This is a genomic window from Alienimonas californiensis (assembly GCF_007743815.1).
Classification (GTDB): domain Bacteria; phylum Planctomycetota; class Planctomycetia; order Planctomycetales; family Planctomycetaceae; genus Alienimonas; species Alienimonas californiensis.
On sequence record NZ_CP036265.1, the window covers coordinates 5,277,700 to 5,296,216 of the forward strand.

At 71.1% G+C, this 18,517-nt stretch carries 12 protein-coding genes; 8 read left to right on the plus strand and 4 right to left on the minus strand.

Features of this window, described 5'->3' with window-relative positions; all coding sequences use genetic code 11:
• Nucleotides 1–45: 45 nt before the first annotated feature.
• Together CA12_RS20990 and cls are read right to left on the minus strand one after the other, a co-directional pair.
• The gene (locus CA12_RS20990; protein ID WP_165700905.1) at nucleotides 46–1,500 is read right to left on the minus strand and encodes a two-component system sensor histidine kinase NtrB; all 1,455 of its coding nucleotides are present in this window, start codon (nucleotides 1,498–1,500) and stop codon (nucleotides 46–48) included.
• 153 nt (nucleotides 1,501–1,653) lie between these two features.
• Nucleotides 1,654–3,186: a cardiolipin synthase gene (gene cls / locus CA12_RS20995; protein ID WP_145361074.1), complete on the minus strand. Its 1,533-nt coding sequence runs from the start codon at nucleotides 3,184–3,186 to the stop codon at nucleotides 1,654–1,656.
• Between the two features lie 80 nt (nucleotides 3,187–3,266).
• Between cls and CA12_RS21000 the strand changes: the two genes are divergently transcribed.
• A complete protein-coding gene (locus CA12_RS21000; RefSeq protein WP_145361075.1) occupies nucleotides 3,267–4,073 on the plus strand; it encodes an enoyl-ACP reductase FabI in 807 nt (268 codons plus the stop codon).
• Nucleotides 4,074–4,134: 61 nt separating this feature from the next.
• On the opposite strand, the gene CA12_RS21005 is transcribed toward CA12_RS21000, so the two are convergent.
• The gene (locus CA12_RS21005; protein WP_145361076.1) at nucleotides 4,135–5,043 is read right to left on the minus strand and encodes a GHMP family kinase ATP-binding protein; all 909 of its coding nucleotides are present in this window, start codon (nucleotides 5,041–5,043) and stop codon (nucleotides 4,135–4,137) included.
• Between the two features lie 122 nt (nucleotides 5,044–5,165).
• On the opposite strand from CA12_RS21005, the gene CA12_RS21010 reads away from it, so the two are divergent.
• Both CA12_RS21010 and uvrA read left to right on the plus strand, forming a co-directional pair.
• On the plus strand, nucleotides 5,166–6,287 hold the full coding sequence (locus CA12_RS21010; protein WP_165700906.1) for a lactonase family protein: 1,122 nt from the start codon (nucleotides 5,166–5,168) through the stop codon (nucleotides 6,285–6,287).
• A gap of 236 nt (nucleotides 6,288–6,523) precedes the next feature.
• Nucleotides 6,524–13,363: an excinuclease ABC subunit UvrA gene (gene uvrA, locus CA12_RS21015; protein WP_145361078.1), complete on the plus strand. Its 6,840-nt coding sequence runs from the start codon at nucleotides 6,524–6,526 to the stop codon at nucleotides 13,361–13,363.
• A gap of 173 nt (nucleotides 13,364–13,536) precedes the next feature.
• Here the strand turns inward: uvrA and CA12_RS21020 are convergent, their stop codons facing one another.
• A complete protein-coding gene (locus CA12_RS21020) occupies nucleotides 13,537–14,256 on the minus strand; it encodes an SDR family oxidoreductase (protein ID WP_145361079.1) in 720 nt (239 codons plus the stop codon).
• A 69-nt stretch (nucleotides 14,257–14,325) separates the two neighbouring features.
• Here CA12_RS21020 and CA12_RS21025 point away from each other — a divergent pair, with 69 nt between their 5' ends.
• The 5 genes from CA12_RS21025 (at nucleotide 14,326) to CA12_RS21045 (ending at nucleotide 18,472) form a co-directional block, all read left to right on the plus strand.
• Entirely contained in the window at nucleotides 14,326–14,742 is a 417-nt protein-coding gene (locus CA12_RS21025; protein WP_207622060.1) for a rhodanese-like domain-containing protein, read from the plus strand.
• A 111-nt stretch (nucleotides 14,743–14,853) separates the two neighbouring features.
• Nucleotides 14,854–16,029, plus strand: coding sequence for an HD domain-containing phosphohydrolase (locus CA12_RS21030; protein WP_145361080.1), 1,176 nt, complete (start codon nucleotides 14,854–14,856; stop codon nucleotides 16,027–16,029).
• Nucleotides 16,026–16,817: a CPBP family intramembrane glutamic endopeptidase gene (locus tag CA12_RS21035; RefSeq protein ID WP_145361081.1), complete on the plus strand. Its 792-nt coding sequence runs from the start codon at nucleotides 16,026–16,028 to the stop codon at nucleotides 16,815–16,817. The genes CA12_RS21030 and CA12_RS21035 overlap by 4 nt, the downstream gene beginning before the upstream one ends.
• A 62-nt stretch (nucleotides 16,818–16,879) precedes the next feature.
• Entirely contained in the window at nucleotides 16,880–18,166 is a 1,287-nt protein-coding gene (locus tag CA12_RS21040) for a site-2 protease family protein (RefSeq protein WP_145361082.1), read from the plus strand.
• 72 nt (nucleotides 18,167–18,238) lie between these two features.
• Nucleotides 18,239–18,472, plus strand: coding sequence for a DUF3072 domain-containing protein (locus CA12_RS21045; RefSeq protein ID WP_145361083.1), 234 nt, complete (start codon nucleotides 18,239–18,241; stop codon nucleotides 18,470–18,472).
• Nucleotides 18,473–18,517 lie beyond the last annotated feature (45 nt).

Consider the following 18,517-nt stretch of genomic DNA (forward strand, 5'->3'; position numbering starts at 1 on the left):
GCCGCGCCCCGTCGGGCCGGCCTCCTCGCTGAGCGGGGGGCCGGCTCAGACCTCGATCATCTCCCGCAGCGCCGCCGTCGAGGCGTTTCCGGAAAGCGGCAGGATCAGGTCGAACTGAGCCCCCCGCCCCGCGCCTTTCGAACTGGCCGGCTCCCGCAGGGTCAGCGAGCCGCCGTGGGCGTCGAGGATGCGGCTGCAGATCGCCAAGCCCAGCCCCGTGCCGTCCGATTTGGTGGTGAAGAAGGGCTCGAAGGCTTTTCGTCGCGCCTCCGGCGTGAGCCCCGGGCCGTTGTCGCGGACGCTGATCCGCAACGCCTCGCCGTTCAGGCCCTCCTCCCGGCTCACCCGCACCTCGATCCGCACCGGATCCGAGCAGGCGGCGAGGGCGTTTTCGAAGAGGTTGCGGAACACCTGCTCGAGCCGGAAGGCGTCCGCCACGCAGGTCGCGCCGTCGTCGCCCGGGTTCGTCCCCGCCCCAGTGAAGCATTCGATCAGTTCCGTCTCACGGCCGTTGCGGTCGCAGGCGTTCCAGGCCCGTCGCCACACCTCCGTCAGCCGACAGGGCCCGGGGTTCAGGCGGATGGGGCCGGCGTGGTGGCGGACGTCCTCGAACAGCCGGGAGAGGCGGAGTTCGCTCGCCTGCAGATCGGCGATCAGTTTCGAGGCCTGCGGGTCGAGTTCGTCCGCGAGGATCTTCAGGCCGATGCGGAAGGCCAGCAATTCGTTGCGGACCTCGTGGGAAAGCACGGCCAGCGTTTCGCCGACGGCGGCCAGCCGCTGGGTTCGCAACGTGCGCTGCTGGGCGTCGCGGAGGACGGTGACGTCGCGGACGACGGCCACCTGCTCCGGCGTGCCGGGCTCGTCGCCGGCGGTGCGGCCGCCGAACGCCGCCTCGTCGTCTGCCCGGGGGAACCGACTGATAGAGACCTCCGCGGGGAACCGCGACCCGTCCGAGCGTTGCGCGTCGAGGGTGCGGAGCCGGGAGGCGGGCGGCTGATCGGCGTCCACGTCCGGCAACAGCGCCGATAGCGGCGTGCCGATCAGCAGTTCGCACCGCCGGCCGAACATCGCCCCGGCGGCGGGATTGCAGGACTCGATTCGGGCGTCGGCGTCCACAGTCAGGATCGCGTCGGGGGCGGCGAGCAACACCGCCCTCAGGCGCCGCTCCCGCTCCCGGACCTCCCGCGTCTGGATCAGCAATCGCTGGCCCAGCACCGCCGTCACGCTGATCGCAAACAGCGCGATGAGCCGGTTCTCGAGGCCGATCCAGAAGCCCACTCCGTGCGGCTCAGGCAGGAAGAAGCCCAGGATCGTCAGCAGGCCCGCCGCCACCGCGACGCCCACCCGCACCCGATCGCTCTCCAGCCACAGCGCCAGCAGCACCGCGGTGATGTACGGCACCCCCGCGGCCACCCCCAGCGGGAAGATCAAATCCAGCAGGAAGATCCAGGCCAGCAGGGCGACGATCCCCGCCAACGCGAGCGCGGGACGGGCCGCCACCGCGGACGGATCTGCCTCGCCAACGGCGGCGCCGAATCTCCGGCGAGGGGTCTTCAACGCTGCATCCTTTGCCGGAGGGCCGTGTCTGACGGATAGGGTATCCCCCGGGGGCTTGGGCGGACAAGGGGCCCGCCGCGGCCGTCGGTCCGCAGGTCACAAAACGGGATTGAATAGGCTCGCGGCCGCTTCGCCGAGGCGGCGGGGCAACGGGCGCTTCCCCCAACCGTCCGGATCGATCCGCGTCGCCGTGGCCAGGTCCCGGGCGGACTGCTCCGCCAGCGAACGGGCGAAGGGGGCGTCCAGCGTGATCAGGGAGACTTCGAAGTTCAGCCGGAAACTGCGGGTGTCGCAGTTCGTGCTGCCGACCAGTCCGAAGCGATCGTCCACCGTGAGGACCTTGGCGTGATAGGTGCCGGCGAGGCGTTCGTAGATCTCCACGCCGCTGTCCATCAGGTCGGCGTATTGCCAGCGGGCGGCCCAGCGGGTCGCCCAGGGGGAGCCCGGCCCGCCGTGCATGACCCGGACGCGCACGCCCCGCCGGGCCGCGCACTGCAAGGCCCGGTCGACCGGTTCGGTGGGGACGAAGTAGCCGGTGCTCAGTTCGATCGTCTCGCGGGCGGCGTGGATCGCGGCGCTGTACACGCTCTCGTGCGCCCGGTCGCGGCGGTCCGGGCCGTCGGCAAGGACCCGCAGCACCACGTCGCGCAGCCACTCGTCCCCCTCCGGCGCCGGAACGTCCTCGAAGCCGTGGTAGAGCTGCGGCTCCGTCAGGGCCTCCCCGACGATGTAGAACCAATCCTGGGCGAAGACCCGTTGCAGGCGCCCGGCGGCGGGGCCGAAGACTTCCACGAGTGTGTCCCGCCAGGGCGCCGTGCCGGGGTCACGCGACATGTACTCGTCGCCGACGTTCACCCCGCCGGTGAAGCCGATCGCCCCGTCGACGACCACGATCTTGCGGTGATTCCGCATGTTCAACCGGAGCCGATCGACCAGCCCGTTGGCCCGGGGAGCGAAGGTTTCCGCCTGCCCGCCAGCGTCCGTCAGCGGACGGAGGAAGCGTTTCGTCAGCCCCAGCGAGCCGAACCGGTCGTACAGCAGCCGGACCTCCACGCCGCGGGCGGCGGCTCGGGCGAGGGCGTCGCGGACGCGGGCGCCGGTGTCGTCACTGCGGAAGGTGTAGAACTCCATGGAGACGGACCGCTCCGCCGCTTCGATCGCCTCCACCAGCCGATCGATCGCGGCGGCGGCGTCCGCGTAGCTCCGCACCGCGTTGCCGCCGGCGGCGGGTTGCCCGGCCAGCACGCCGGACAGCTCCCAGACCTGCCGCAGCGATTCGGGGGCGTCGCCGGGATCCTCCTCGTCCGGATCGGTCAGCAGGTCTCTCAGCTTGCTATCCGCCCGGCGTTTCGCGGCGGCGTACTTCCGCTCCCGCCCGGCGCTGAACACCAGATACAGCAGCCCCCCCAGCACCGGCACCCCCGCGATCGACAGCGCCCAGGCGACCTTGCCGCTCGGCTGCGAACTCCGCGACAGCAGCACGACCGGGATCAGCCCCAGCGACAAAAACCACAGCCCCAGCGGGATCGACGCCCAGGTGACGTGATCCGCCATCCAGTGGGCGAGCGATTCGACAGAGTCCATCAGCGGGGGGGCGGGGGCGAGGTCGGGGGTGGACGGACGCGGCAACCTAGCCGCGGTCGGCGGCGGCCGGTACGGTCTCCGCCCCTTCGCCCCGCCCCCACTCCTCAATAGCGACCCCGGCCCCGATGATCTCTCTGGAAGGCAAAACCGGACTGGTGTTCGGCATCGCCAACGATCGCAGCATCGCCGCCGCCATCGCCCAGCAGTGCCACGACGCCGGCGCCACGATGGCCTTCACCCACCTGCCGGACGCCGACCCGGAGCGTCCCAAGGCCCGCAACCGCTGCCTGAAGGTGGTGGAGGGCTGGAACCCGAAGCTTGTGCTGCCCTGCAACGTCTCGGACGACGCGCAGCTCGACGAAGTGTTCGACAAGGTGCGGGCCGAGTACGGCAAGCTGGACTTCGTGCTCCACAGCATCGCCTTCGCCAGCCTCGACGACCTGAAGGTTCCGACCTATCAGTGCAGCCGCGAGGGCTTCAAAATGGCGATGGACATCTCCGCCTACTCCCTGCTGGCCCTCGCCAAGCGGGCCGAGCCGCTGATGACCGACGGCGGCTCGATCCTCGCCATGACCTACATCGGCGGGGAGCGGGTCATCCCCGGCTACAACATGATGGGCGTCTGCAAGGCGGCGCTGGAGTGCAGCGTGCGCTACGCCGCCGCGGAGCTGGGGCCGAAGAACATTCGGGTGAACGCGATCTCCGCCGGCCCGCTGCGGACGCTCGCCGCGAGCGCCGTGGGCGATTTCAGCGCCATGAGCAAGCTGTACGAGACCTTCAGCCCGCTGCGGCGGAACATCACCGCCGAGGAGGTCGGCAGCGCCGGGGCGTTCCTGCTGAGCCCCGCGGCCGGCGGAATCACCGGCGAGAACCTGCACGTGGACGCCGGCTTCCACGCCGTCGCCGCCCCCCCGGAAGACGCCCAGGAGTAGGGTCCGCTCTGCGGACCGCAGGGGCAGGGTGAATCGTTCGAAGCGGTCCGCAGAGCGGACCCTACGAAAAGGGCTCTGCGTGCCGGTCCGCCACGCGGAACGACATGACCGTCGCCCCGGCCGACCGGGCCGCCTCCTCGATCGCGGCCCGCCGGTCCGGCGGACCGACGAGCAGCAAACAGCCGCCGCCCCCCGCCCCGCAGGGCTTCCCGCCGAAGGCTCCGGCCTTCCCCGCCGCGGCGAAGACGCGGTCCTGCCCCGGAGTGACCGTGCCCGGGTCCAGGCGCCGGGCCAGTTCCCGGTTCTCCCTCGTCAGCGCCCCCAATCGCTCCCAGTCGCCGGCCTCCAGCGCCGTGCGGGCCGGGGCGACCGTCTCGCGGAGCGCCCGAAGCGTGTCGACCAGGCCCGGCTCGCCGACGTTGAACCGCTCCCATACGTCGGAGTGCGAACCGCCGGAGGAGACATCCTCCTCCGCCGCGGCGTAGCAGAGCGTCACCGCCCGTTCCAGCTCCCGCAGTCGATCGACCGGCAGGTCGATCCGGTGCACCTGGGCGGGGGTCTCCTCCGGCCCGAACCGGAGGTGCAGAACGCCGCCGAGGGCCGCGGCGTAATGATCCTGCTTGCCGCCTTTCTCCCCCACGAGTTCCGCCAGCCGGTAGGCCCGCTCCGCGAGGTCGACCGGCTCGGCGGGCTGCTTGCCGGCGACGGCCCGACTCAGCCGCAGATAGGCCACCCCCGCCGACGACGAACTGCCGAGGTGATTGTCCGCCGGCAGATCCGCGTGCATGAGCAGTTCGAACCGGCCGCTCCGCCAGAACGCGGAGCCCTCGACGGCCTGCGTGATCGCACAGGACAGCGTCGCCCCGCCGCCGGGATCGGTCGCGCAGAAGTCACGCACGTCGGTCCATCCGCCGGCGAAGTCCACGCGGGTCGGCACGCGCACGCGGTGGGTCGGGGCGTCGTCGGACACGGTCGCGGCTTGATGCGGGGCGGGTTCCCGGAAGGATGGCGACGAGCGCCGGCGGCGCCACGGGGAACGCCCCGAGCCCCGCCTCGCCTGCACCCCGCGGCGGGCGCCGGTATGGTGCCGCGATGCTCGCCACCGCCCTGCTCCTCGCCGCCATGTCCGCCGACCCCGCCGCGAACTCCCCCGCGACCGCATCGAACGCTGCCGGGTCAATCCCGGTCTATCTCGGCACGGGCGCCGACGGCATCTACTGGACGACGCTCGATCCGGCGACGGGGGCTCTGAGCGAACCCACGCGGGCCGCCGCAATCGAGCGGCCGGGGTTTCTCGCCGCTCATCCCTCCGGTCGGAAGCTGTACGCCGTGACCGAGGGCACCTCCGTGACGGAGTTCACCGTCGAAGGGGACGGTTCCCTGACGGAAACGGGCGAGGCGTCGGTCGCCCCCGGCGGCGCGAACGCGGGGCCGTGCCATGTCGACGTGATGCCCGGCGGCGGCGCGGTGATCGCGGCGAACTACGGCGGCGGGAGCGTCTCCTCCTTCTCGCTCTCCGCCGACGGATCGCTCGGCGAGCGCGCCAGCTTCGTCCAACACGAAGGGTCCAGTGTCGATCCGAAGCGGCAGACGGCGCCGCACGCCCACTGCTCCACCCCGGCGCCGGGCGGACGGTTCGCCGTCTTCGCCGACCTGGGGCTCGACAAGCTGTTCGTCTACGAGGTCGACGCCGAGACCGGCGCCCTGTCCGAGCACAGCGTCGCGGACACGCCCCCCGGCGGCGGCCCCCGGCACATCGCCTTCACTCCGGACGGTCGGTTCGCCTACTGCTGCCTAGAGATGGGCAACGAACTGCTCGCCCTGAAATGGGACGGCGAGGCCGGCACGCTCACGCCGATCGAGACGAAGCCGACGCTCCCGGAGGACTGGACCGGCGGGGGCACGACCGCCGAGGTCCGCGTGCACCCCGGCGGATCGTTCGTCTACGTGACGAACCGCGGCCATAACAGCATCGCCGTCTACGGCATCGCGGACGACGGCACGCTGACCCCAGTCGAGATCGCCCCGGCCACGGTGGAGATCCCCCGCGGGATGAACCTCACGCCGGACGGTCGATTCCTGATTGCCTGCGGGCAGAACACGGACGACGTCGTTTCGTTCTCCGTGGACCTGAAGACCGGGCGGCTCACCCCCACCGGCTCCCGGGTCAGCGTCCCGAAGCCGATCGACGCGCTGCCGCTGCCGACCCGCTAAATCGCGTCCCGCCCGACGGCGGAGATGTCGGGCGTGCGGGTTGACGGTTCGATCGACCCGGCCAGAATGCCGGACCGATACAGACGTTCCCCGGTTCGTTCCTCGGCGGTTTCCCGCCAGGAACGAGGCGTGGCGTCGGTATCGCCCGCGGCATGCAGGGAGGCCCGCCGCCCGTCGGCGACGACGGGGCCGCCCGCGCGACCGCGGTCCGTCCCGGTTCCCGCCGAACGCCGTCGATGCCCGCGAAGACCGCCGCCCCTTCCTCCCGCCCCCGTCGGAAGAAAAAGGAGGGCGGGACTGCGACGGAGATCACCGTCCGCGGCGCCCGCGAGCACAACCTGCGGGACGTCTCGCTGACGCTGCCGAAGAACCGGCTGGTGGTCTTCACCGGCGTCTCCGGCAGCGGGAAGAGCTCCCTCGCCTTCGACACCCTCTACGCCGAGGGCCAGCGGCGGTACGTCGAATCGCTCTCCAGCTACGCCCGGCAGTTCCTCGGCCAAATGCCGAAGCCGGAGGTGGACTACATCGGCGGCCTCGCCCCGTCGATCAGCATTCAGCAGAAGACCGCCGGCCGGAACCCGCGGAGCACCGTCGGTACGATCACGGAGGTCTACGACTACCTCCGCGTCCTCTACGCCCGCGTCGGTCAGGGCTACTGCTACGTCTCCGGCCTGCCGATCCGGGCCCAGTCCACCGATCAGATCGTCGCCGCCATCGAACAGTTGGAGGCGGGCGCGAAATATTCGATCCTCGCCCCGCTCATTCAGAATCAGAAGGGCGAGTACCGCGATTTATTCGAGGACCTCGCCCGCCGCGGCCACCTGCGGGCGCGGGTGGACGGGGAGGTGCACGACCTGTCGAACCCGCCGGCGCTCAAGCGGCACTTCAAGCACACGATCGAAGTGGTCGTCGACCGCCTGTCCGCCGGCAAACAGAGCCGCACGCGGCTGGCCGAGGCCGTCGAACAGGCCCTGAAGCTCTCCGGCGGCACGTTGCTTGTCGTGCCGGAGGAGGGGGCGGAGAAGTTGTACAGCGCCGATTATTCATGCCCCGAAAGCGGCATGAGCTACGAGCCGCCCAGCCCGCAGTTGTTCTCCTTCAACAGCCCCGCGGGTATGTGCCCCGCCTGCCAGGGCCTCGGCGTCCGGCATGAGTTCGACGAGGAACTCTTAGTTGCGGACGACCGGAAGGCCGTCCGCAACGGGGCGTTGAATCTGCTGAAGCCGTTCAAGGATCTCGGCAAGTGGAAGAAGCACATTTACGAGGGCGTCGGGGCGGCGATTGAGGAGGATTTTGACCTGCCGAAGAAAACGTTCCTCAAAACCCCGTGGCAGAAACTGCCCGAACCGGCCCGGCGGGCCTGGCTGGACGGGCTGGGCGAGCGGCACGTCACCTTTCATTGGAAGGGCCGCGGCGGCTGGAAGCACGGCGGCGAATGGGCCGGCTTCCTGAACGAACTGCTGGAGTCCTACCGCGAGGCCAAAAACCCGATGCGGCGGCGGCAGCTCGAAAAGTTCATGCAGACCCGCCCGTGCAGCGCCTGCGGCGGGACGCGGCTGAATAAGCAGGCGAACCACGTTCGGCTGCGGACCGCTTCAAAACGATTCGTCGAGGAACGCGGGAGGGACGAATTGAGTCTGCCGGAGGTCTGCGCCCTGCCGATCAGCGCCGCCGCGGAGTTCTTCACGGATTTGGTCCTCTCCGACACCGATCGCATCATCGCCACGGAGGCGATTAAAGAAGTCAGCGGCCGGCTCGGCTTTCTATTGAAGTGCGGACTGCATTATCTCTCGCTGGACCGCAGCGCCCCGACGCTCTCCGGCGGCGAGGCCCAGCGGATTCGCCTCGCCGGGCAGATCGGCTGCGGGTTGGTGGGGGTGCTGTATATCCTCGACGAACCCAGCATCGGCCTGCACCCGCGGGACAATTCGTTGCTGCTGGATTCGCTCCGCGACCTCCGCGACCGCGGCAACACCGTGCTGGTCGTGGAGCACGATGAAGAGACCATGCGGGCCGCCGACCATGTCGTCGACTTCGGCCCCGGCCCGGGCGTCCGCGGCGGCGAACTGGTCGCCAGCGGCAGCGTCGCCGACGTGATGCAGGCCCCGCGGAGCCTCACGGGCCAGTACCTCAGCGGCAAGCGCTCCATTGAGGTGCCGGAGAAGCGGCGGACCGGGACGGGCGAGAGGCTGATCGTTCGTGGGGCGACGCACAACAACCTGAAAAACGTCACCGCGGAGATCCCGCTGGGGGCGTTGGTGTGCGTCACCGGGGTCAGCGGCTCCGGCAAGTCGTCATTAACGAACGACATCCTCTGGCAGGCGTTGAACCGCGACGTCAACGGCGGCCTCGGGGAGCCCGGCGCCCACGGCGAGATCCTCGGGCTGGAGCATTTCGATAAAGCGATCGATATTGACCAGTCCCCCATCGGCCGCACCCCGCGGTCGAACCCGGCGACCTACGTCAAAGTTTTCGACCTGATCCGTGACCTCTATACCAAGCTGCCGCAAAGCAGCCTGCGGGGGTTCAAACCGGGCCGGTTCAGTTTTAACGTCCCCGGCGGCCGCTGCGAACACTGCGAGGGGCACGGAGCGACGAAGCTGGAGATGGACTTTCTCGCCGACATCTGGATCCCCTGCCCCGTCTGCGAGGAACGCCGGTTCAGCCGGGAAACGCTGGAGGTGAAGTTCAAAGGGGCGTCCGTCGCCGACGTGCTCAAGATGGACGTCGCCGAGGCGCTGGAGCACTTCGAGAACGTCCCCAAAATTCAGCGCCTGCTCAAAACGCTTGCGGACGTGGGCCTGGATTATCTGAAGCTCGGCCAGCCCTCGCCCACGCTGTCGGGCGGCGAGGCCCAGCGGATTAAACTCGCCCGGGAACTCGGCAAGCGGAGCACCGGCAGCACGTTTTATCTGCTGGACGAACCGACGACCGGCCTGCACTTCGCGGACGTGCATAAATTGCTCGACGTCCTGCACGGTTTCGTCGAGCGAGGCAACACAGTGCTCGTGGTGGAGCACAGCCTGGACGTGATCAAAACGGCCGACTGGGTGATCGACATGGGCCCCGACGGCGGGGCCGGCGGCGGGAGGGTGGTGGTCGCCGGGACGCCGGAGGAGGTCGCCGCCTGCGACGAAAGCTTCACCGGCCGCGCCCTTCGCGACGTGCTGCCGGCCTACGAGCACACGCGAAAAACGGCGGTCGCCCCCAAGCCCGCCCCGCCGATGAAGACGCCGCCGATCACAGTCAGAGGCGCCTCCCAGCACAACCTGCAAAACGTCGATCTGACGCTGCCCCGCGGCAAGATGAGCGTCTTCGCCGGCCCCAGCGGCAGCGGGAAAAGCTCGCTGGCGATGGACACCCTCTACGCCGAGGGCCAGCGGCGGTACGTCGAGAGCCTGTCCGCGTATGCCCGGCAGTTCCTCGGCCAGATGCCTAAACCGCGGGTCGATTCCGTCGCCGGGCTCTCCCCCGCCGTCGCGATTGAACAGAAAACCGTCGGCAGCACGCCGCGGAGCACCGTCGGCACCGTCACGGAGGTTTACGACTACCTCCGAATCCTCTTCGCCCGCCTCGGCACGCCCCACTGCCCCTCCTGCGGCACGCCGGTGGGGACCAGCACGACGGATGAGGTGGTCGCCCGCGTCCTGAATCTGAACGAAAAGTTCGGCAACGGCGCCCCGGCGAAAGCCCTGCTGCTCGCCCCGCAAGAGATTTATAAGGGCGAGACGTACGAGGAACTGTTCGAGCGCCTGAAGGCCCGTGGCTACAGCCGCGTGCGGGTGGACGGGACCACGCATTCGCTGGAGGACCCGCCGAAGCTCGACCGGCGGGAGGAGCACGTTTTAGAAGTGGTCGTGGACCGGGTCACGCTGGACCCGGCCCAGATCGGCCGCGTCACCGACAGTATCGAGCAGGCGCTGGACCTCGGCCGCGGGGTGATCCGGGTGGCGATCGCGGAGAAGTCGAAGCCGGAGCCGGAGTGGCCTACAAAGCGGTTCAGCCTGCACGCCGCCTGCGAGACCTGCGACCGCAGCTTCGAGCCGCTCTCCCCGCAGAACTTCAGCTTTAATTCGCCGCTGGGCTGGTGCGACGCCTGCGAGGGATTAGGCAACGAACGCGGCACCGATCAGTCGGCCCTCATCGCCGATCCGACCCGCTCCCTCCGCGACGGGGCCGTCACCGCCTGGCCGGACCCGGCGACGAACCCTCAATTCGTCGCGATTCTGGAGGGGCTGTCGGAGGCGTACGAAATCGACCTCGACGCCCCGTTCGACGCCCTTCCCGCAACCGCCCGCCGGGCGGTGCTGTACGGCGGGGAGAAGTGGGTCACGGCGACGCCCCAGGACGGCGCTCCGTTCCGCTTTCAATATAAGGGGCTCTACCCGAGTCTGACCGAGGCCAGCCGGCTGAGTTATCAATACCGGCAGCGCCTGCGGGACCTCGTCGGCGACAAGCCGTGCAGCCAGTGCGACGCCGACCGCGTCCGCGACGACGCCGCCGCCGTTCGCTTCCGCGGCCAAACGCTGCCGGCGCTGTGCCGACTGCCGTTGACCGACGCCCTCGCCTTCCTCGAATCCGTCACGTTGGAAGGGAGCGAGCAGAAGGTCGCCGGCGACCTTTTAAAGGAGGCGACGCACCGCCTCGGCTTCCTGGTCGAGGTGGGGCTGACGTACCTCACGCTGGATCGTTCGATGCCCACGCTCTCCGGCGGGGAGTCGCAGCGGATCCGCCTCGCGGGACAGGTCGGGCGGAGCCTGACCGGGGTGCTCTACGTGCTGGACGAACCGACGATCGGCCTGCACCCGCGGGACAACGGGCGGCTGTTGAAGGCTCTCAAAAAGCTCCGCGACCTGGGCAACACCGTCATTTTGGTGGAGCACGATAAAGAGGTGATCGAGGCCGCGGACCGGCTGATCGATTTCGGCCCCGGCAGCGGAAGACTGGGCGGGACCGTGACGGCCGAGGGCACGCCGAAGCAGGTCGCCCGCAAGGCGTCCTCCACCACCGGCCGCTATCTCTCCGGCCGGGATGAAATTAAGGTCCCGGCGACGCGGCGGCCCTGCGATGGGCCGACGGTCGCGCTCAAGGGCGTGAAGCACCACAACCTGCGGAACGTCGACTTCACGCTGCCGCTGGGGGCACTGGTCTGCGTGACCGGCGTCAGCGGGTCCGGCAAGAGTTCGCTCATCGAAGGGACCCTCGCCCCGGCGATCGCCCGGGCGCTGGGGCAGAGCGGCAAGACGCCCGGCCCGTTCCGCTCGCTGACCGGCACGGAGCATCTGTCGAAGATCGTCGCCGTCGATCAGGCCCCGCTGGGGGCGACGCCCGCCAGCAATCCGGCCACCTACACCGGCGTGTTCGACCTGATCCGTGAATTATATTGCCGGCTGCCGGCGGCGAAGGCCCGCGGTTATAAACCGGCCCGGTTCTCCTTCAACCGCCCCGGCGGGCGCTGCGAAGTCTGTGAGGGGATGGGCCAGCGGAAGATCGAAATGCACTTCCTGCCGGACGTGTGGGTCGACTGCGACGCCTGCCACGGCAAGCGCTACACGGCGGAGACGCTGGCCGTCACCTATAAGGATAAATCCATCGCCGACGTGCTGGACATGTCGATCGGCGAGGCCTACGAGTTGTTTCAAAACGTGCCCAAGATTCGCGCCGTGCTGGCGGTATTAAAGGCGATTGGGCTGGATTATCTCTCGCTCGGCCAAAGCGCCCCCACGCTGTCCGGCGGGGAGGCCCAGCGGGTGAAGCTCGCCGCGGAACTGGCCCGGCCGGACGCCGGCCGGACACTGTATTTGCTGGACGAACCGACCACCGGGCTGCATTTGGCGGACATCGCCAAGCTACTCGAAGTACTGAACGGACTCGTCGAACGCGGCAACACGGTCTGCGTGATCGAGCACAATCTCGACGTGATTAAAACGGCCGACTGGCTGATCGACCTCGGCCCGGAGGCCGGCAGCGGCGGCGGGCGGATCGTGGCCGACGGCACGCCGGAGGACGTGGTGCGGGACGCCGCGGAAATCAGTCACACCGCCCGTCTGCTGCGGCCCGTGCTGGAAGCGAGCGGCCGGGCGGAGCGGGCGGCCTTCAACGTCGAGGAGGAGGCGGCCGAGCGAGAAGGCGACACCACGCTCGCCCGGTTCGGCAAGGACGAACAGGCCCCCTGGCAGGCCGACGGCGTGCGGTGGCACACCCGCGACCGCCTCGCCCACAACGGAAAACCGGCGCAGTGGGAGGGGGCGCTGCTGGCGCACGTCGTCTCCACGCTGGAAGATCTCGGCGGCTTCGCGGCACCAAACTGGGGCGAGCGGTCCGTCGTCGAGGTGACCGGGGAGGACAAACCGGCGACCTGGTTCCTGCACGCCAAAACCGCTCAGGAGTGGTTCTGCGCCCTGACCTTCCGCGTGAAGCAGGGCGCCTTCGATCAGGACGCGCTGCGGCGCCGCTTCCCCTGGAAGCCGGCGGACGAACTGGATCTGCCGGTCTACGGTTCAGACGCCCGAGTACGGGCCCGCAACCTCGCGGGCGGCTGGCAGGAGATCACCTTCAAACCGCACTGGTTGAAGGAGGTGACCACGCCGGAGTTCAGCGCCTTCCTGGAAGAAGCCCGGGCGAGCTATCTCGACGCCGCCGCCCCCGCCGACGACGCGGAGGACGACCGTGCCCCGTGGGAACGCCTGGGCCGGGGGTGGCACGCCTCGCCGCAGGGTTTCGTCGGTCGCGGGCCGAAGTGGAAGCCGGAGGTGCTGGACGCCCTCGCCGACAGCATCGCCGCCGCGGTGCCGGACGCCGCAGCGACCTGGACGGCGAAAACCGTCGTGCCGTTCAAACGTAACGGCGACGCCGACGCCTTTGCCGAACTGCACACCAAACGCCCCGCCGGGTTGGACCTGACGATCGCCGTCGAGCCCGGTTCGCTCGCGCTGGGACGGGTGGCGTCGCTGGGGGCGGAGCGGGAACTCGCTCGGCACCGCGGCGGGGAGGCGGTCAAACTGCGGTTCCGCACCGTCACGCAGGCGTCCGACCCGCGGTTGCGAACGCTGCTCGCCGAGTTGGCCGGCGGCTGACGGGCCGGCGCGGCCTCCGAGCGTTCAACAAGGCGTCGCGGCTTTGTGAGCCCGGAGCGCAAGCTCCGGCCGACGGCGCAGCCGTCCCGTCGTTCCATGACAGCCAAAGCTTGCGCTTCGGGCTCACGCGAGGACGCCACGCTCTCCCAGCACGGGGCGCAAAGGGGCGGCCGTCAGGCCTCGGGAACCGTGAGGCTTTCGCCAGTCTGCTGCGGAGTCAGGCCCAGCAGGTAGGGGACGGCCCGTCGGGCGAAGTCGGCGGGGTCGGGGTAGCTGGCGGCCTCCTCGCCCCAGTTGCGGCGGGTCATGTCCGTCTCCACCACGCCGGGGGAGAACGGCACGGCGCAGAAGCGGCCGGGGGCGGCTTCTTCGAGGTCCTTGGCGAGGGCCTTCGTCAGACCCTCCACGCCGAACTTCGCCGCGTTGTACGGGGCGACGCCGGCGCTGGCGGAGCGGCCCCAGCCGGAGGAAAATACGACGACGGTGCGGTTCTTGCCGTCCCGCTTCGCTGCGTCGATCATCCGTGGCAGGAAGTGGCGGGCCAGCGCCGCCGCCCCGCCGACGCTCGCGGCGACCACCGCGTCGCACTTGGCCGCCGGCACCTCCCACAACGGAGCCCGGTCGTTGATCAGGCCGGCGTTGTGGATCAGCACGTCCGGCACGCCGCTTTGCTGGAACACCCCGTCGGCCCAGCGATCGACGTCCGCCTCGCGGGTCACGTCCGCCCGCAGGAAGCGGTGCGGCGGCTTGAAGACGGCCCGCAGTTCGTTCAGCGCCTCCTCCTTCCGACTGCATCCGCAGACGGTGTGGCCGTCCGCGGCGAATCGCTCCGCGAGGGCCCGGCCGATGCCGCGGGTGCAGCCGGTAAGAACGATCAGTTTCCGGTCGGGCATGACGGGGGGAGGCGTGACGGGGGGATCGGGATTGTAGGATGACGCCGCACCGCCGACGAAACATCCCCGATGACGCCCGCCCTCGTTCTGCTGGCCCTGGTTCCAATGCCCGCCCCCCCCGCCGCCGACACGCCCACCCCCCGCGGTCACACGACCGCCGAGCCCGCCCAGATCGCCGTGTGGGTGAACGCCGGCACGGCGACGCTGGTCGACGTGCGGGAGACGGACGAATGGGAGGACGGCCACCTGCGGGCCGCCACGCTGGTGCCGCTGTCGGAGTTGGGGGCGAAGACGAACGACCCGGCGTGGGTCGCCGATCTGAAGCGCCGGGTGCCGACGGACCGCCCGGTCTACACGCACTGCAAAAGCGGCGGGCGCTGCGTCATGGCCGCCGAGCCGCTGCGGGAACTCGGCTACGACGTGCGGCCGATGAAGGAAGGCTACGTCGACCTGCTCGCCGCCGGTTACGAGCGCGACGAGAACTGAGCGGCCGGCCGTCCCTGCCTGCCTGACCGGCACGACCGGCGAGGCGGTCGCGGATCGGGGTCGCGGATGTCGATGGGGGAGGTCGGCCCTTCCCCCCGTTCGCCGCCGCCCGTGCCCGACGCCCCCGTCGCCCCGACCGTCCGGTTCGACCTGCCGGCCCCGCACGGCGCCCCCGCCCCGATCGGCGGGGACGTGCGGTCCGTCGCCGCGGCCCTGTGCGCCCTGCTGGGCGACCCGCTGCTGGGCGACCGGGCGATGCGGGGTTGGGCCGACGGCCTGCGGGCGTTGGCCCAGCGGCTCGCCGCGGCGGGGCTGAAGGGGGCGATCCCCCCGGCGGAGGTCCGGCGGATCGGCGGGATCGTGCGGGCGGCCGCGGCGGCTCGGGCCCAGCGGGAGCGGTTCCTCCGCTGGACCGCCGACCTCGGCCCGGCGCTGAGCGAACTGGCCGTCGCCGATCACAAGGCGGGCGCCCGGCTGCTCGCCCTGACACGGGGGATTCTCGCGGAAACGCAGGACTTCGCCGCCGGTTCGCTCCCCCCGACGGCGCTGCTCGCCGCCCCGCCGTCGGGGCGGACGGAGCGCGGCGTCGCTGGCGCCTGCCTCGCGGCGTGGGCGGCGACGCACTACCGCCCGCTGTGGGGCGAAGCGGAGGCCGTCGTCCTGGCGGCGCTGGCCCGCGACGTGGGGGAACTCACGCCCATCGCCGTCGCCGGGTCGCCTCGACCGAACGCCCGGCGGGTCGATCGACCGAGCGGACCGGCGGCGAATCACGCGGCCCGCTCCGCGGCGCTGCTGACCGTTTGCGACCGGCTCCCCCCGGCCGCCGCCCGCTGCGCCGCCCGACATCACGAACGCCCGGACGGCGGCGGCGGCCCCGCCGGGCTGACCGCGGCGGACCTCGCCCCCGCCGACCGGCTGCTCGGCTGGGTCGACCGATTCCTCGCCCTGCTCCCGGCCCCGACGGACGGCACCGCGGACGCCCCCCCGGATCCGGCCGCCGCCTGGCAGGCCTGCTGGCAGTCCGCCGCCGCGGCGACCTACGCGGCCGCCCGGCGGGGGGAACTTTGTCTGTCGATCACCGCCGCGGGGATCGAGGCGCTGGGGCTGTCGCGGGGCGAACAGGGGGCCGCGGACGCCGCCGGCGTCGGGCCGGTCGGGCTGGCCCTCACGGACCTCGGCCGCACCCGGTTGCGGCTGGACGCCGGGCACGCCCTCGCGGCCCCCCGCTTCGCCGCCGCCGCCCGCCGGGCCGCGGCGTCGCCCGCCGAACGCCGGGGAGCGGCATGAACGACTCGTTCCCGCCTCACGACCCCGCCGACCCGCTCGGGCCGGGATCGTATTTTGAACGCACGCGGCGGCCGATCGTCTGCCTGGCGTTCCTCGCCCCGCTGCTGGCGGCGTACGAGGCCGGCGTCGTCTGGCTGGCGAGTCGCGGCGAGCCGGCGCTGCTGGGCGCCGGCGGCTGGCTGCGGTGGTCGCTGGCGGAGGCCGGAGCCGGGGCGGCGTTCGCCCTGCCGGCGGTCGTGGCGGCGATCCTGCTGAGCTGGAACTTCTACGGACATCACCGCTGGGAGGTGCGGTGGGACACCCTGGGCGGGATGCTCGGCGAGAGCCTGCTGGCCGCCTCGCTGCTGATCGCCGCGGCCCTGGGCGTGCACGCGCTGATCGGCGCCGACGGCGGGGAGGCCGCGGCCGTGACAGTGGATCTGGCGGAGGACGCGACGGCGGAGGCCCCCCGCTCCGCCGCGGCGAACCTCGTGGGAGCGATCGGGGCCGGGGTCTACGAGGAACTGTTGTTCCGCCTCGCCCTGTTGCCGCTGGCCTATGGCCTGTTCCGGCTGCTCCGCTGCGGGCCGGGGGGGGCGGCGGCGCTGGCGGTCGTCAGTTCGAGCCTGCTGTTCGCCCTCTGCCACCACCTCGGGCCGCACGGGGAAGCGCCGACGCTGGCGCCGTTTCTGTTCCGGGCCGGAGCCGGCGGCGTGCTGGCGGCGCTGTTCTGGTGGCGGGGCTTCGGCGTCGCCGTCGGCGCCCACGCCGCCTACGACCTGATGGCCGGCGTGCTGCTGGCGGGGTGACCTTCCGGGCGCGGGTCGCATAATGGCGGCTCCCGTCCCGCGTTCTTCTCAGGCGTCCCCCGTTGCTCGGTCCGCGTTTGCCGCTGGGATCGCCGGGCGGGGTGCCGGTGGGGGTGGACGTCTCCTGGCTGCCGTTCGCGGCGCTGGTGACGTGGGGGCTGGCCACGGAGCACTTCCCCCTCGTCCTGCCGGCGTTGACGCCGGCCTTCTGCTGGGCGGCGGGGGCGGTCGCGGCGATCGGGCAGGCGGGCATGGTGCTGGCCCACGAGTTCGGCCACATCTATTGCGCTCGGGCGTTCGGCACGCCGACCCGGCGGGTCACGCTGTTCCTGTTCGGCGGACTGGCGGAGTTGGAACGCGAACCGCCCTCCCCCAAAGCTGAGGTTCTCGTGGCACTGGCCGGGCCGGCGGTCTCCGTGGCGCTGGCGATTCTGTGCTGGGCGCTGTGGTACGCCCTCACGACGCTGGGTTGGGCGGGGGTGGAGATCACCGAAGAGGGCTTCGCCCCCGGCCTGTTGACGATGGGGCTGGCCGGCGGCGAATCCCTCGGCGACGCCCTGCGGGCGGCGGCGGTGGGGGTGCTCGGTTTTTGGTTGCTGGTGAACGCGGCGATGGCGCTGTTCAACCTGCTGCCCGGCTTCCCGCTGGACGGCGGCCGCGTGCTGCGGGGCCTGCTGTGGGGGGCGACGGGCAACCTGAAGAAGGCGAACCGGGCGGCGTCCGCGGCGGGGGTGGCGGTCGGCGGGATGATCGTGGGACTGGGGATCTGGTCGGCGGCCAACGGCGGCGGATGGGGGGCGGCGTGGCCGGCGTTGATGGGCGTCGCCGTGATCGCCGCCGCCCGCTGGAGCGATTCCCGCGGCCGCCTCCGCCGGGCGGTCTCCGGCGTGCCGGTGCGTCGTCTGATGCGGCCGGTCGCCCTCGTGCACGCCGTCCCCGCCGAGGCCACGCTGCAACAGTATTTTGAAGGTTCGATGCTCGGACTGGGCCGGGCGAACGTGCCCGTGGTGCGGGCCGACGGGGCGCTGGTCGGGCGGCTGTCGGTGCGCAGCCTCGCCGCCACGCCGCCGGACCAATGGCCGCTGCTGACCGCCGGAGAAGTGTGCGAACCGACGCCGGCCGCCGCCCGGGTCCGCCCGGGGGTGGACGCGATCGCGGCGCTGTCCTGGATGCACCACACCGGCCGCACGCGGTTGGACGTGGTGGACGGCGGCGGCCGGTTGATCGGGGTGCTCACCGCCGCCGACGCCAGTCGCGCGCTGCACCGGGTGATGGACCTTGAACCGCCCCCCGAGCCGCTCGCGGTTTTCACTCCGACTCCGGCGATTCCCCCAAGGGCGAACACCTGAACATCCGTGTCGATACGGAGCGGTCCGCGGCTACCCTTCCCGCGGTTCCCGTTCCTTCCGAAAGCCGCTCCGATGGCCGCCGACGCCGACCTCGCCCACCCCAAAACCGACCCGCCGGAGGGCTCCAACGCCGTCAAAGACCCGGACGACTGGACCACCGGCGACGAACCGATGACCGGCGCCCAGGCCAGTTACCTCAAGACGCTGTGTGAAGAGGCGGGCGAGGAGTTCGACCCGAAGACCACCAAGGCGGAGGCCTCCAAACGCATCGACGCCCTGCAGGAAAAGACCGGCCGCGGCCAATAACTGCCGCTCGCTCTCAGGTCTCCCGGTTCGCCGTCGCCGCTAGGC

Coding starts and splice junctions, on each gene's coding strand:
- CA12_RS21000 (WP_145361075.1), top strand. CDS start 3,267: ATGATCTCTCTGGAAGGCAAAACCGGACTGGTGTTCGGCATCGCCAAC.
- CA12_RS21025 (WP_207622060.1), top strand. CDS start 14,326: ATGACGCCCGCCCTCGTTCTGCTGGCCCTGGTTCCAATGCCCGCCCCC.
- CA12_RS21045 (WP_145361083.1), top strand. CDS start 18,239: ATGGCCGCCGACGCCGACCTCGCCCACCCCAAAACCGACCCGCCGGAG.
- uvrA (WP_145361078.1), top strand. CDS start 6,524: ATGCCCGCGAAGACCGCCGCCCCTTCCTCCCGCCCCCGTCGGAAGAAA.
- CA12_RS21035 (WP_145361081.1), top strand. CDS start 16,026: ATGAACGACTCGTTCCCGCCTCACGACCCCGCCGACCCGCTCGGGCCG.
- CA12_RS21020 (WP_145361079.1), bottom strand. CDS start 14,256: ATGCCCGACCGGAAACTGATCGTTCTTACCGGCTGCACCCGCGGCATC.
- CA12_RS21010 (WP_165700906.1), top strand. CDS start 5,166: ATGCTCGCCACCGCCCTGCTCCTCGCCGCCATGTCCGCCGACCCCGCC.